The sequence below is a fragment of the Chryseobacterium sp. LJ668 genome (assembly GCF_019613955.1).
In the GTDB taxonomy this organism is placed as follows: domain Bacteria; phylum Bacteroidota; class Bacteroidia; order Flavobacteriales; family Weeksellaceae; genus Chryseobacterium.
The window spans coordinates 2,236,817-2,250,352 of sequence record NZ_CP080443.1 but is presented as its reverse complement, the minus strand read 5'-3'; the positions used below and the strand labels follow the sequence as shown (position 1 = coordinate 2,250,352).

The window sequence follows — 13,536 nt, the reverse complement described above, 5'->3', positions numbered from 1 at the left end:
TAAAATAAAAGCCTGACGATAATTGTCAGGCTTTATTGATATTGATTGATATATCATTGAGCAGATCTCTCATTGTAATTTTTAAAGATTCTGGCTCGAGAATCTCGGCATAATCTGCAAAAGTAATTAGCCATCTAGGAAACCCTTCAATGATCCAATCGGTTTCAAAAATCATTTCAACGCCGTTTTCTGTATCAATTTCTTCGATTAAACCGTAATATTTTTTAGAATTGGTGAGATGTGAGATAATTTTCTTATCCACTAAAAGCCTTACTTTAGTTTTATTACCATTCCCATGTCTGCGGTAATCGTTGATCTGTCCGTATTCCTGTAAAAAAGGATTTTGAGTTTTAATGATTTTTAAAATCCTGTCGACTCTGAATTGCCTGAAATCATTCCTCAAGGTACAAAAAGCCATAATGTACCAAAAATTGAACTCAAAAAAGACCCCGACTACTTCAACGGTTCGCTCTGAAATTTTAGAATCTGCAGTTCCATATTCTAAAGTCAACTGACGCTTTTCGGCAATACTTTCTAAAATAGTGGGAATGATATTTTTAATTTTATCCTCTGTTTTAGGATAGTAATTGTAAATATCAATCTGTTTTTCGATGTTTTGAATTAAATTTCTGTCAGAATATTTCAGCACAGAACGTACTTTTTCCATGGCGGTCTGGTAATGGTTTCCCAGACTTTGATGTGAAAATTTCTGCATCAGTTTTTCAGCTGTAATAAAACTTAAAACCTCTTCTTTGGTAAACATCACGGGGGGGAGTTTGTAGCCATCCATCAGAGAATAACCACTTCCCGCTTCACCAACAATGGGAATTCCTGCGTTTTCCAATGTCTTTACATCACGATAGATTGTTCTGACACTTACTTCAAATTTTTCAGCCAAATCCTGTGCTCTGACAATCGGTTTCGACTGCAGCTGGGTGAGAATTGCTGTAACGCGGTCTAGTTTTTTCAGATAATGATCGTTCATCTAATCAGGATTTGAACATTTTAGATCAACTTTAACTGATTCATCTTTTTTCCAAAATTGAAAATCCATTACATATGAAGCATAATATTTATCGTAAATAGCCAATCCAAGTAATTGATCTTTTTCTACTGAATCATTCTCTTTAAATAAAGTGTTAGATAAATTTGAGTAAACAAAAAAGTTATCGCTACTGCTTTTTATAATTATTGAATAATCTGAATCTGACTGAATAATTTTTATAACTTTTCCACTAGAAACACTTATAACCTGATTATTTTTTGATTGTATTCTGTCTCTAGTTTCATCTGGATGATCATAGGGATGAAAATCTGGTTTTGGCTGAAATAAAATAATTGTCCCACTATTCATTGGACAACGATATTGAGAGAAAACCCAACAGTTTAAAAATGAAAATATTATCATTAAAAGTTTAGTTTTCATCTTTATACGTTTTCATTAAACGATCCAAATTTAAGCTTCTTGCTGAAGCATCAAAAATTTCTCTATACGTTCCGTTTTTTTTGAAGAGTTCGTCATGCGTTCCGCTCTCGACGACATGCCCTTTTTTCATTACATAAATTTTATCTGAATCTAAAATCTGCGAAAGCGAATGTGAGATAATGACAACTGTTCTTCCCGATTTTATTGCATCCAGTGAGTTTTTAATCTGTTCTGTGGCGATAGCGTCGAGACTTGCAGTGGGTTCATCCAGGAAAATAATCGGTGGATTTTTCAGAAATAATCTTGCGATTGCAATACGTTGCTGCTGTCCGCCAGAAAGCTGGGTTGCATCGTGATTATACTGTTCGGGAAGCTCAATAATCTGTTCATGCAGGTAGGCTTTTTTGGCAGCCTCCTGAATCTCTTCAAAACTTGCGTTCATATTTCCGTAACGGATATTGTCTTCAATACTTCCCTGAAAAATATGGTTTTTCTGCAAAACCAATCCTAAATCGCTACGCAGAAAGGTATTTTCATATGCATTTAAATCGATTTTATCAAGCGTAATTTCGCCCGAATCCGGAAGATAGAATTTACATAAAAGATTGATCACTGTAGATTTTCCGGCGCCGCTCAACCCGACTAAAGCGGTAGTTTTACCGTTCTCTATTAACATAGAAACATCGTTTAACGCTTTTGTACCATTTGGATAGGTAAAGTTTACATTTTTTAATTCAAAATTTCCTATGATTTTATTCTCTGTAAAAGTTCCATTGGGTTCTTCTTCATTTTCGGCGTCCAAAATATCAAAATATCCTTCTGCATAGATCATCGCATCATTCATATCATCATAAATTCTGTGCAATTGTCTAATAGGTGAAGAAACATTATTAAAAAGCATGATGTGGAGCATGATCGCACCGATGGTCATTTGCTGGTCCAAAACCAGATAAACCGTTAAAAGAATAATGAGAACTACACCGAACTGCTCTATAAAGGTTTTTAATCCGTCATAAATAAAATTGGTTTTCCTGGTAAACATCTGGCTATCCATCAACTGCATTTGGAGATCATACTGTTTTTTTCCTTCAAATTTTTCGCGGACAAAACTTTTAATCACCATAATTGAGTTGATTAAATTTAAAAGCCCCGACGTTTTCTTCTCACGCTGATTTCTTAAAGTCCTTCTCACTCCGCCCAGTTTTTTCGCCTGTAACGAACTGATATAAAAATAAATAGGGACGATGATGGTAGAAACAATTCCTACGTAAACATTCTGCATGTACATGATAATCAAGGCAATAAATGCATTTGAAAATAACGGAAGAATATCGATAAAAAAGTTTTGAACCAATTTCGTCAAGCTTTCAATGCCTCTGTCTATTCTGATTTGTAGCTTTCCGGAGTCATGATTTTCATCATTAAAATAAGCAACGCGGTATGTTAAAATTTTATCAATCGCCGACTGTGCCAAAACCGAACTCACATTAATCCTGATTTTTTCGCCATAAAATTTCTGTCCGAAATTGATAAAAATATTCAGGAGCTCTTTTCCTAATAAAATAACAGAAATAACGATTAGAATATGTATTCCTTCATTCATCGGGTTCGGCAGATGCGTGAGTTTTGTCACTTCATCTACTGTATATTTCAAAACTAATGGATTGACCTGTGCAGCTAAGGCACCCAGGAAAGTTAAAAATAAAGTTCCGTAAATCATCAGGCGATATGGCTTGATAAAGGGAATCAACTGTTTGTAAATTCCGAATAAAGTCACTGTGCGATTAAAAGGTTTTGCCATGAATGGGTGTTAAGAATAAACGTACCGTTTCTGAGAGAAAAGGTACGTTTTATTATATTTTTCAGCAAATAATTTGCTTTAATTTTAAATTTTATCCTTCGTATAGATAAGTCGTCAAATAATGCAGTTCAGGTTTACTCGCTGCTTTCGATTCTGCTTCTGCCTGTTCAAAAGGATATTGAGAATTGATTTCTTTTCTCTGAAAAACGAAAGCATTATTAGCATTTTTATCAACAACATCATTGAAAATATGCTGAATTTCTGAATTACCCAATGAGGCAAAACTAATATCTTCAAATCCGTGCATCAATCTCAAATCATCAAACTGAGAAAAATTTTCATCCACAAAACTTTGAAACTGAGATTTAGAATCAAAATTTCCTGCCCAGATGTTGTATGCGTGTTTTTTCATGCTCGGCTTATCAAAAATGCTCTGATACACAAAATTTTCGCCCAAATACGCTTCTCTTACCTGCGGATCATTGGCCAGTTCTTCCGGTAAACCTTCCTTTAAAATCTTACCTTCAAACATGATGTATGTTTTGTTGGTAATAGCCAAAGTCTGCTGTACATTGTGATCGGTAATCAGAATTCCAATATTTTTATCGGTAAGGCTTCGTACAATTTTCTGAATGTCTTCCACGGCGATCGGGTCTACGCCAGCAAATGGCTCATCTAAAAGTATAAAATTCGGACTTGTTGCCAAACATCGTGCGATCTCTGTTCTACGTCTTTCTCCACCGGAAAGTAAATCTCCACGGTTTTTTCTGACGTGTTGTAATGAGAATTCTTCGATCAGCTCATCACATTTGATCTGCTGCTCACGTTTAGAAAGCTTGGTCAATTGCAGAACGCCCATAATATTATCTTCTACCGAAAGCTTTCTGAAAACGGAAGCTTCCTGGGCGAGATAACCAATTCCTTTCTGAGCTCTTCGGTACATCGCATCGGTGGTGATTTCCTGCTTGTCGAGGAAAATTTTACCTGATGTGGGCTTTACCAAACCTACGATCATGTAAAATGAAGTGGTTTTACCGGCTCCGTTCGGACCAAGCAAACCTACAATTTCTCCCTGCTGAACTTCTACAGAAACACCTTTTACAACTTTTTTGGGACCGTATTCTTTGATTAAATTTTCTCCTCGTAAAATCATAAAGGCAAAGATAAAGTTTTTTCGAATTTAAATTTGAGATTAAAAGTGGTTGTTTCAGTTTTATGATATTTTAATAAATCAAATTGAACATCCGCAATGTGTCATAACATTTAATTTGACGCAAAGCCAAACAAAGAATTTTAAATCTTGACCGTTGTTAAGTTATACAAAGGCGTAAACTTAACAATGAAATACAATATATTATTGATGACAATAAATTGCGGACAATCGTATAAATCAATATTAATTTTTCAGTAATCTATAAAATCTTCTGTAACGATGAAGGTTTTAATGCTACTTATCAAAAACAACAAACAAGATTTATCATGGAAAATTACGGTTACACAAAAGACGGCAATACTCAACAACAAAATAATATGCCTTATAAGTCAGAAAAGAAAATTCCGGCTGCACTTTTAGGTCTTCTTGTCGGTTGGTTAGCTTTAAATAAATTCTATTTGGGATATACAAAAGAAGGAGTTATTCAATTAGTACTAAATGTTGTTACTTGTGGGGTAGCATCAATTATCCCATTTATCGAAGGAATCATTTATCTGTTTATGAGCGATGAACAATTTGACAATACATATGTTCACAACAAAAAAGGCTGGTTGTAATTTTAACACAAATTTTCCTTTTACGAATCTGATTAATTGATATTTTTCTTACATTTAAATCACCAATCTCAATTTAAATTTTATGGAAAATAACCAGCAATTAACTGATTTATTAGCATTGGATCTCGGCATTAACCTGATCAACCGAAGACCTTATGCAAAAGAAGTTTTTAAATGGCAGGATATTGATCTTTTGCCCCACTCTTCTACAGACACCTTGCTTTGTGAAATCTACGAATGGAATGGCAGAAACTGGCGAACAACCAATAATAATCTAATTGGTTTTTTATTTTCTGAACAACAGTTGAAAACAGTTAAAGATCAGCTTTTTAATATTCCTAAACATTCAGCTTTGATTCCTGATTTTGAATTTACAAAAGAAAGTATAGTGGAATATGGTCTTTCGTTGCCTTCATTATTCAATATCGGAATTAACGGGAATATCAACAGTGCCAAAAGTCTTTCTGTACGCGTCAACGGAGTTACAAAATCAAGAATCACCAATATAGATTCGCCGGGAATTGAAATTCTTAGGAAATATTCAGAATTTACAGATTCCGAATCAAAAACGTATCGTAAAAATATTAAATTTAATTATTTAAGTACTTCATTATTCTATGCCGAGAGTGTGGAAATCGTTTTAGAAAAAGAATCCGGTGTTGCTTTGGATGTCAGTTTTCAGACAGAGGATGTAGAAGTTGAAGCTAAAGTCGATACGGATACTAAAAAACATTTTGTTTTAAAGTATTCCGGGAATCAGGCTCCTTTCGCCGCAAAGTTTACCAAAGGAAAAGACTTTGACTTTAAATAATTATAAGTTAAAAGTTATGAATTATAAGTTGCGAGAAAATATTTCAACTCAAAATTCATAACTTTTAACTTAAAAACTATTTACCTGTTTAAAAGAATTGCTGCTTCTTTTGCTGCGTAAGTGAAAATCATATCGGCGCCTGCTCTTTTAAAGCAAGTTAAACTTTCAATGATTGCTTTATCATTATCTAACCAGCCGTTTTGTGCAGCGGCTTTCAGCATTGCATATTCACCGCTTACATTGTAAACTGCAATTGGTAAATCAATCGCTTCACGCACTTTGGCAACGATATCTAAATAAGGAAGACCGGGTTTGATCATGATGATATCTGCACCTTCTTCAACATCTTTAAAAACTTCATTTAATGCTTCACGAGAATTGTGAAAATCCATCTGATAGGTCTTTTTATCTTTCGGAATTTCCATATTATCTTTTGGTGCGCTGTCAAGAGCACTTCGAAACGGGCCATAGAATGAACTAGCATATTTTGCAGCATAACTTAAAATTCCGACATCATGAAAACCGCTTTGTTCCAATGCTTCTCGAATCGCGAGAACTCTGCCGTCCATCATATCACTTGGTGCGACAATGTCTGCGCCCGCTTCTGCATGAGATACTGACATTCTTGCCAGAGCTTCGTTTGTTGCATCGTTAAGAATTTTTCCGTTTTCTATGATTCCGTCGTGACCGTAAATTGAATAAGGATCTAGTGCAACATCAGTCATAATCACCATTTCGGGAACTGCATCTTTGATTGCTTTAATAGTATTTTGCATCAATCCGTCTTTATTCCAGGCTTCTTTTCCTGTGTTATCTTTCAGATTTTCGGAAACTTTCATGTAAAGATTGACAGCCTTTACGCCTAAAGAAAATAACTCCTTACATTCTTTAACAGTCAGATCTACGCTTCGTCTGAAAATTCCTGGCATTGATGAGATTGCTTCTTCTTTATTTTCACCCTCCATTACGAAGATCGGCATCACAAAATCGTTTGTTGAAAGACTGCATTCTTGCACCAACGCTCTCATAGATTCATTTACTCTTAATCTTCGGTTTCTTGAATAGATCATTTTGGAATACTTTTTGAATAATTTATTGCAAATTTAATATAAGTTCTGCGAAAAACTATTGCAGATGATTGTAGAATTTATTAGTTTTGTTGATAATAATTATGCAAAATAGTCGTTGATGAAAAAATTTTTACTTTTAATTATATTTATGGGCGCATTTGTTGGCTTTTCCGACAATGTAAAAGCACAAATAAAAGAACCTTCTTCTACATCACAAAAGTCTGATGATGGAGTTCTTACTGCATACCCGAATCCTGCAAAAGACTTTTTGGTGGTTAAAGCTAAAGATTCTTCGCTAAAAATAAAATCAGTAATATTCTATTCTATATTAGGAACGCAGGTTGCCAATTACAATGTAAATGCAAACAGATCTGAGATCAATATTGAAAAATTAAAACCCGGAAAGTATCTGATCCGCTATATGCTCAGCGATAATACGCAGAAGGTTACTCAAATAGTAAAACAATAATATTAAATCCTGATCAACATCAGGATTTTTTCTTTTAGCAAAATTCTTTTAATTCCGTAACTTTCGGATTATTTTTATACTCATTGTAAAAAAAAATTTAATGCTAAAAGCTGATCACATTACTAAAACTTACAACGCCGGAAAGAAAACAGCTTTGGAAGATTTTAGCATTCATGTGCCGAAAGGAAGTATCTATGGTCTTCTGGGACCAAACGGAGCGGGAAAAACATCTTTCATCCGCATTATCAATCAAATTACACAGGCAGATTCCGGAGATGTTTTCATCAATGGAGAAAAGCTGAATCCCAATCATATCAAAGACATCGGATATATGCCTGAAGAAAGAGGTTTATATAAAAACATGAGTGTCGGAGATCAGATTCTCTACTTTGGAGAACTGAAAGGGATGAAAAAGAGTGATGCTTTGAACGAGGCCAAAAAATGGTTTGAGAAACTACATATCGACCAGTGGTGGAAGAAGAAACTGTCTGAACTTTCAAAAGGAATGGCGCAGAAAATACAGTTTGTGGTCACTGTTCTTCACAGACCGCATTTATTGATTCTTGACGAACCCTTTTCAGGTTTTGACCCCGTAAATGCAAATTTGATTAAAGATCAAATCATTGAACTTAAAAATAACGGAACCACCATTATTCTTTCTACCCACAGAATGGAAAGCGTAGAAGAAATGTGTGATTATGTTGCCTTGATTGACAATTCAAAAAAAATAATTGACGGAAGAGTGTTTGACGTAAGAGAAAAATTCAAAAAAAATATTTTTGGAATTACACTTTCTGATGTGAATAATGAAAAGCTTCAGCATTTCCAGAATAAATATGAGGTTTTCAATCTTTCAGAGAAAAACAATCTTATTTCTTTTGATCTGAAAAATACTGTCAGTCAGAATGATATCTTGCTTGATCTTGTACAAGCCGGGAAAGTAAGATCATTTGACGAGAAAATCCCGAGCATGAATGAAGTGTTTATAAATGCCGTTGGTAATCATTCTTAAATTTTATGAACAATATATATTTAATTACAAAAAGAGAATTTCTTACACAGGTAAAGAAAAAATCTTTCATTTTACTTACTCTACTGGCTCCTTTAATGATTATCGGTTTCGGGGCTGTAATCGGATTGATGTTTAAAGCCAACGAGTCGCATAATGTGATTGAAGTAGTTGACAACAGTGGACTTTTCAAAAATCAGCTTAAATCTAATGATAAATTGGAGTATATTTTTATTCCTATCGCTGATGAAAAATCAAAAATCCAAAACCTCAAAGGCAATGAGTCTTTAGATGGAATTTTGATATTGCCCCAGATAATGAGTCAGAATTTTGATGATTTAGAAAAAAATATAAGATTGATTGTCAACACAAAAATCGGTCTTGATACCAAACAAAGAATCATCTCCGATATCAGTAACGTAATTAAGAAAGAGAAGATCAAACAGTTAGGAATAGCAGAATCGCAGCTTGATAATCTTGACAAAAGTTTTGAACTGAAAACCATTAATGTTTCTGAAGATAATAAAGAAGATTCTGATCTTGCTTTCGGAGTAAAGACCGGGTTGAGCCTAGGATTGATGTATGTTACATTTATGTTCATTATCATTTACGGAGTACGGGTTATGAGAAGTGTTTTGGAAGAAAAGAACAACAGAGTAGTAGAAATTATCATCTCTTCCGTAAAGCCTTTTGAACTAATGATGGGAAAAATACTGGGCGTAACGATGGTTGCTCTTACTCAGTTTATTATCTGGATTAGCATGTCTGTAGTCGGAGCCTTAATTTTGAATACCGGTTTTTCATCAATTCAGAAGAATATACCCGGTGGCGATGCAGAAATATCCGACAAACTTGACATTGCACAGATTGCGACACAGGTTTCCCACAGTTTACTGGATTTAAATTTTCCTTTGATCATATTTGTATTTATTGTATTTTTTCTTTTAGGATATATCTTTTACAGCTCAATCTACGCAGCAATCGGCTCTGCAGTTGATAATGAGACAGAAACACAGCAGTTTACTTTATTTGCTATTTTACCTTTAACGTTGGGGATGTACGGAAGTTTTTCTTTGATGAATAATCCTGACGGACCTTTAGGGTTTTGGTTATCTATTATCCCTTTTACTTCACCTGTTGCAATGATTGCCAGAATACCTTATGGTGTTCCTGCCTGGGAAATTGCTTTATCAATTTTCTTATTACTGGCAACGACAATTTTTATGATTTTCTTAGCCGGTAAAATATATAGAGTGGGAATTTTAATGTACGGAAATAAGGCTACGTTAAAGGAGATTTGGAAGTGGATCAGAAGTTAGACTACATAAAATTCTGATATAAAACAAAAATCCCGAGATAAACATCCCGGGATTCTTTATGTCTTGAATTAAAAATTCTTATTCAAAAATATAACTTAAACTTAAGCTAAGAACCTGCTCAGATTTCTTTTTTGCCGTATTCGGGTCTTTGGTAAAATCTTCAATCAGATTCGGGTAAGTATTGGAAACCCCCAAGTCATATTTCAAAGCCAATTCGAGCTGTCTTTTGTAGCTATATCCTACTCCTATACCAACTGCAAAATTAAAGCTGCTTGCTTTTCCGCTGATTTGTGGATTCTCAGGAACACTCACATCAGGGTCATAATAAGGTCTTCCTGCAGGTACGTTCTTAACATTCTGACTTAATAAAAAATTAAATCTCGGACCGATCATTCCAAAAAATTCTGATTCTGCTTCAGAAAAATATCCTTTGAAGTAAATCGGCACACTCAGATAATTATTCGCATACATTGCATCATAACCATCGGCATTTTTAGCATTTTTATCTTTACCGGATTCTCCCGCTCCGTAGTAGGTAACCTCAGGTTGAAGATAAAACTGATTAGCACCACCCATCGGGATTAATGCCAAAACACCACCCTGAAAAGCAAATCTTGCTCCGGAAGGATTGTGTGCGTTTTTAACTCTGGAATAGTTTCCACCAGCAGTAACACCAAATCTTGTGCTGCTGAAATCGATCTGCGCGAAAGATGTGGCAGAAAGTGCTAAAGCTGATAGTAATAAAAATTTTTTCATTGTAATTTGTATTATTTTTAAAGTCATCCCGAATAACCGGGACAAAGTATGTTATCGCCTATCTCCATCAGTATTTTATTACCAAACAGTAAAGGCGATTTCATATAATTTGTTATTATCCTAAAACTTTAGCTACAGTAACACCAATGTCAGCAGGGGAATCTACTACATTGATACCGTTTTCTCTCATGATTTCCATTTTAGCCTGAGCTGTATCTTCATCACCTCCAACAATAGCACCAGCGTGACCCATTGTTCTGCCTTTAGGAGCAGTTTGTCCGGCGATAAAACCAACTACCGGCTTTGTAGAACCACTTGCTTTATACCATCTTGCAGCCTCAGCTTCAAGACCACCACCGATCTCACCGATCATTACAACCGCTTCAGTCTCCGGATCGTTGATGAATAATTCTAAAGCTTCTCTTGTCGTAGTCCCGATGATCGGGTCACCGCCAATTCCGATTGCTGTAGAAACACCGTAACCAGCTTTTACAACCTGATCAGCAGCTTCGTAAGTAAGAGTTCCTGATTTTGAAACGATCCCCACTTTTCCTTTTTTGAAAACGAAACCTGGCATAATACCAATTTTAGCTTCATCAGAAGTGATGATTCCCGGGCAGTTTGGCCCGATCAATCTGCATTCTCTGTCAGCGATATAAGATTTTACTTTTACCATATCTGCAACCGGAATACCTTCTGTAATACAAACGATTACTTTGATACCTGCTTCAGCAGCTTCCATGATAGCATCTGCAGCAAATGCAGGCGGCACAAAAATGATACTTACATTAGCCCCGGCTTTTGAAACAGCATCGGCAACCGTATTAAATACCGGCTTTCCTAAGTGCTCGCTTCCCCCTTTTCCTGGAGTAACACCGCCTACTACGTTAGTTCCGTATTCAATCATCTGACCTGCATGGAAAGTACCTTCGTTACCTGTAAAACCTTGTACAATTACTTTAGAATCTTTGTTTACTAAAATTGACATTTTATTGTTGTTTTAATTTATTTTTTGACTTTTTATTAATGCTCACAAATTTACTTATTTTTCTTTGATTTTGGATAAAACAAGCAATTGTTATTCGAGATTTCTGAGTTTCACCTCTTTTTTGAGATATGTTTTAAAATCTTCTGCAAACATCCCGATATAGGTACCTTTTTTAAGATCTCTGTTGACTCCTGTTTTTCCTAAAATTACAGAACCGCTTTCAATACTGTTACCTGAAGCAATACCGACCTGTCCCCATAAAGTAACTTCGTCACCTATTATACAACAGCCTGCAATACCTACTTGAGAAGCAATAAGGCACTTTTTGCCAATCACCGTATCGTGACCGATTTGAATCTGATTATCTAAAACCGAACCTTCGCCAATGACCGTAGAATCTGTAACTCCTCTGTCAATAGTACAGCTGTTGCCGATTTCTACATGGTTTTCAATGATGACGTTTCCTACCGAAATTAAACGGTCAAAATTTCCATCTAATTTTCTGTAATAAAATGCATCGCCTCCTAAAACAGTGTTAGATTGTATAATTACATTATCTCCGATTACGGTGCGGTCTCCGATGACAACATTTGGAAAAATCAATGTGTTTTTTCCAATGGTAATATTGTTTCCAAGAACTGCGGAAGGATGGATTTTTGTACCCTCACCGATTTCGATATCGTGCCTTTCTTCGGTGAAATTATAGATTCTGGTGAAGTGAGTATTAATTTTATTGAAATCCCTAAACGGATCTTGCGAAACTAAAAGTGCTTTTCCTTCCGGACACTCTACTTCTTTATCGATTAGGATAATAGTAGCAGCAGAGTTTAAAGCTTTGTCGTAATATTTCGGATGATTGACGAAAACAATTTCGCCGGATTTCACTCTGTGAATTTCGTTTGTTCCTAAAATAGGAAAGTCTTCGGAACCTACAAATTTTGCCCCGATAAGATCTGCTATGGTTTTCAGTTTTTGTGGCTGATGAAACGTCATATTTTCTAATGATGTTTTTAGTTTAATCAATCTTGTTAAGGTTTTGAGCTTAGACAAGATTTGTTTACGGTCTAAATCGCAGCCCGATTTGGGAATCCTTCGACAAGCTCAGGATAAACTACAATAGCTGCCATAAAAAAATGAAAGCTGAAAGTTATTATACTTTCAGCTTCATATTATTTTTGAATACTTATTCTTTTACTCTTTCTAAGTAAGAACCGTCTTCTGTGCTTACCTTGATTTTGTCGCCCGCTTCAATAAATAAAGGAACCATTACTCTTGCTCCTGTTTCAACGATAGCGTTTTTTAAAGCGTTGGTTGCAGTATTACCTTTTACACCCGGATCAGCTTCTATTACTTCTAGGTACACAGACTGAGGAAGTTCTGCAGATAAAGGAGTCTCATCAGCTTCCTTTAAAATAATTGTAACTTCTTCACCTGCTTTCATGAGATTAGAGTTTTCAATCATTTCTTTACCCAAATATAATTGAGAAAAATCCTCGTTATTCATAAAGTGGAAACCATTCTCATCATCATAAAGATATTGGAATTTTCTGGTGATTACCTTTACTTCGTCAATTTTGTGTCCTGCAGAAAAAGTATTATCAAGCACTTTTCCGTTGGTTACAGACTTCATTTTTGTTCTTACGAAAGCAGGACCTTTACCTGGTTTCACGTGCATAAATTCGATTACTTTAAAGATATCATTGCTAAATTCTATGCAAAGACCTTTTCTTATATCGTTACTTGTTGCCATTATTTATAATTTGTTATTTTTTATTTGAGTTATAAACCGGGATCGTCGTTATTGTTCTGATGTGTTGTGAACCGGCAGTGTTTAATCTTAGGTCTGCTAAAGACCAAGGTGTGGTATAACCACCATATCGAACACCATTTATGTTGTCAAAGTTATTTTTATTGATTAATAATTGATTGACATTATTCTCAATTTCTGATTTTAAGCTTAAAGCTTTATCAGAAGCGAAATATGTCTTTTTGGAATAATCTAATATTGAATTTACATTTTTTACTGCTACAGAATCTTTAGTTTCAATATCTAAATTTCTTTTCTGCCCGAAAGCAAATACTGAAAATGCCGTGAAAATCAATAGTAGAGTTTTCAT

Annotated in this window: 14 protein-coding genes and 1 pseudogene; 5 read left to right on the top strand and 10 right to left on the bottom strand. The window is 35.0% G+C overall.

Annotated features, from left to right (window positions below; translation table 11 throughout):
- Positions 1-25: 25 nt before the first annotated feature.
- The 4 genes and pseudogenes from K0U91_RS10545 to lptB all read right to left on the bottom strand — a co-directional run.
- Positions 26-985, bottom strand: a complete 960-nt coding sequence (locus tag K0U91_RS10545) for a helix-turn-helix transcriptional regulator (protein WP_220179594.1) — start codon at positions 983-985, stop codon at positions 26-28.
- Positions 986-1,426: a peptidoglycan DD-metalloendopeptidase family protein gene (locus K0U91_RS10540; protein ID WP_220179593.1), complete on the bottom strand. Its 441-nt coding sequence runs from the start codon at positions 1,424-1,426 to the stop codon at positions 986-988. It abuts the gene before it with no gap.
- On the bottom strand, positions 1,416-3,146 hold the full coding sequence (locus tag K0U91_RS10535; RefSeq protein ID WP_220179971.1) for an ABC transporter ATP-binding protein: 1,731 nt from the start codon (positions 3,144-3,146) through the stop codon (positions 1,416-1,418). The genes K0U91_RS10540 and K0U91_RS10535 overlap by 11 nt, the downstream gene beginning before the upstream one ends.
- A 508-nt stretch (positions 3,147-3,654) precedes the next feature.
- Positions 3,655-4,380 (bottom strand): annotated as a pseudogene (lptB, locus tag K0U91_RS10530) (LPS export ABC transporter ATP-binding protein); the annotation flags it as partial.
- A gap of 326 nt (positions 4,381-4,706) precedes the next feature.
- Here lptB and K0U91_RS10525 point away from each other — a divergent pair.
- Both K0U91_RS10525 and K0U91_RS10520 read left to right on the top strand, forming a co-directional pair.
- Positions 4,707-4,997, top strand: coding sequence for a TM2 domain-containing protein (locus tag K0U91_RS10525; protein ID WP_220179592.1), 291 nt, complete (start codon positions 4,707-4,709; stop codon positions 4,995-4,997).
- 82 nt (positions 4,998-5,079) lie between these two features.
- Entirely contained in the window at positions 5,080-5,808 is a 729-nt protein-coding gene (locus K0U91_RS10520) for a hypothetical protein (RefSeq protein WP_219971331.1), read from the top strand.
- Positions 5,809-5,888: 80 nt separating this feature from the next.
- On the opposite strand, the gene hemB is transcribed toward K0U91_RS10520, so the two are convergent.
- Positions 5,889-6,878 carry a porphobilinogen synthase gene (gene hemB / locus K0U91_RS10515; RefSeq protein ID WP_220179591.1) on the bottom strand — a complete coding sequence of 330 codons (990 nt, stop codon included), beginning with the start codon at positions 6,876-6,878 and terminating at the stop codon, positions 5,889-5,891.
- Between the two features lie 118 nt (positions 6,879-6,996).
- Between hemB and K0U91_RS10510 the strand changes: the two genes are divergently transcribed.
- From K0U91_RS10510 to K0U91_RS10500, 3 genes are all read left to right on the top strand, one after another.
- On the top strand, positions 6,997-7,347 hold the full coding sequence (locus tag K0U91_RS10510) for a T9SS type A sorting domain-containing protein (RefSeq protein ID WP_219971329.1): 351 nt from the start codon (positions 6,997-6,999) through the stop codon (positions 7,345-7,347).
- Positions 7,348-7,447: 100 nt separating this feature from the next.
- On the top strand, positions 7,448-8,359 hold the full coding sequence (locus K0U91_RS10505; RefSeq protein WP_219971328.1) for an ABC transporter ATP-binding protein: 912 nt from the start codon (positions 7,448-7,450) through the stop codon (positions 8,357-8,359).
- Between the two features lie 5 nt (positions 8,360-8,364).
- A complete protein-coding gene (locus K0U91_RS10500) occupies positions 8,365-9,675 on the top strand; it encodes an ABC transporter permease (protein ID WP_220179590.1) in 1,311 nt (436 codons plus the stop codon).
- Positions 9,676-9,753: 78 nt separating this feature from the next.
- On the opposite strand, the gene K0U91_RS10495 is transcribed toward K0U91_RS10500, so the two are convergent.
- The 5 genes from K0U91_RS10495 to K0U91_RS10475 form a co-directional block, all read right to left on the bottom strand.
- The gene (locus K0U91_RS10495) at positions 9,754-10,431 is read right to left on the bottom strand and encodes a porin family protein (protein ID WP_219971326.1); all 678 of its coding nucleotides are present in this window, start codon (positions 10,429-10,431) and stop codon (positions 9,754-9,756) included.
- Between the two features lie 115 nt (positions 10,432-10,546).
- Positions 10,547-11,419, bottom strand: coding sequence for a succinate--CoA ligase subunit alpha (sucD, locus tag K0U91_RS10490; protein ID WP_219971325.1), 873 nt, complete (start codon positions 11,417-11,419; stop codon positions 10,547-10,549).
- Positions 11,420-11,509: 90 nt separating this feature from the next.
- Entirely contained in the window at positions 11,510-12,412 is a 903-nt protein-coding gene (locus K0U91_RS10485) for a UDP-3-O-(3-hydroxymyristoyl)glucosamine N-acyltransferase (protein ID WP_220179970.1), read from the bottom strand.
- A 190-nt stretch (positions 12,413-12,602) separates the two neighbouring features.
- Positions 12,603-13,169, bottom strand: coding sequence for an elongation factor P (efp, locus tag K0U91_RS10480; protein ID WP_219971324.1), 567 nt, complete (start codon positions 13,167-13,169; stop codon positions 12,603-12,605).
- 13 nt (positions 13,170-13,182) lie between these two features.
- Positions 13,183-13,536 (bottom strand): hypothetical protein, encoded by a 354-nt coding sequence (locus K0U91_RS10475; protein WP_219971323.1) that lies wholly within the window; start codon positions 13,534-13,536, stop codon positions 13,183-13,185.

What these genes read in the sequence shown, in the direction of transcription:
- sucD (WP_219971325.1), bottom strand. Translation starts at nt 11,419, where the DNA reads ATGTCAATTTTAGTAAACAAAGATTCTAAAGTAATTGTACAAGGTTTT.
- K0U91_RS10540 (WP_220179593.1), bottom strand. Translation starts at nt 1,426, where the DNA reads ATGAAAACTAAACTTTTAATGATAATATTTTCATTTTTAAACTGTTGG.
- efp (WP_219971324.1), bottom strand. Translation starts at nt 13,169, where the DNA reads ATGGCAACAAGTAACGATATAAGAAAAGGTCTTTGCATAGAATTTAGC.
- K0U91_RS10510 (WP_219971329.1), top strand. Translation starts at nt 6,997, where the DNA reads ATGAAAAAATTTTTACTTTTAATTATATTTATGGGCGCATTTGTTGGC.
- K0U91_RS10495 (WP_219971326.1), bottom strand. Translation starts at nt 10,431, where the DNA reads ATGAAAAAATTTTTATTACTATCAGCTTTAGCACTTTCTGCCACATCT.
- K0U91_RS10520 (WP_219971331.1), top strand. Translation starts at nt 5,080, where the DNA reads ATGGAAAATAACCAGCAATTAACTGATTTATTAGCATTGGATCTCGGC.
- K0U91_RS10485 (WP_220179970.1), bottom strand. Translation starts at nt 12,412, where the DNA reads ATGACGTTTCATCAGCCACAAAAACTGAAAACCATAGCAGATCTTATC.
- hemB (WP_220179591.1), bottom strand. Translation starts at nt 6,878, where the DNA reads ATGATCTATTCAAGAAACCGAAGATTAAGAGTAAATGAATCTATGAGA.
- K0U91_RS10545 (WP_220179594.1), bottom strand. Translation starts at nt 985, where the DNA reads ATGAACGATCATTATCTGAAAAAACTAGACCGCGTTACAGCAATTCTC.
- K0U91_RS10525 (WP_220179592.1), top strand. Translation starts at nt 4,707, where the DNA reads ATGGAAAATTACGGTTACACAAAAGACGGCAATACTCAACAACAAAAT.
- K0U91_RS10500 (WP_220179590.1), top strand. Translation starts at nt 8,365, where the DNA reads ATGAACAATATATATTTAATTACAAAAAGAGAATTTCTTACACAGGTA.
- K0U91_RS10505 (WP_219971328.1), top strand. Translation starts at nt 7,448, where the DNA reads ATGCTAAAAGCTGATCACATTACTAAAACTTACAACGCCGGAAAGAAA.
- K0U91_RS10535 (WP_220179971.1), bottom strand. Translation starts at nt 3,146, where the DNA reads ATGATTTACGGAACTTTATTTTTAACTTTCCTGGGTGCCTTAGCTGCA.
- K0U91_RS10475 (WP_219971323.1), bottom strand. Translation starts at nt 13,536, where the DNA reads ATGAAAACTCTACTATTGATTTTCACGGCATTTTCAGTATTTGCTTTC.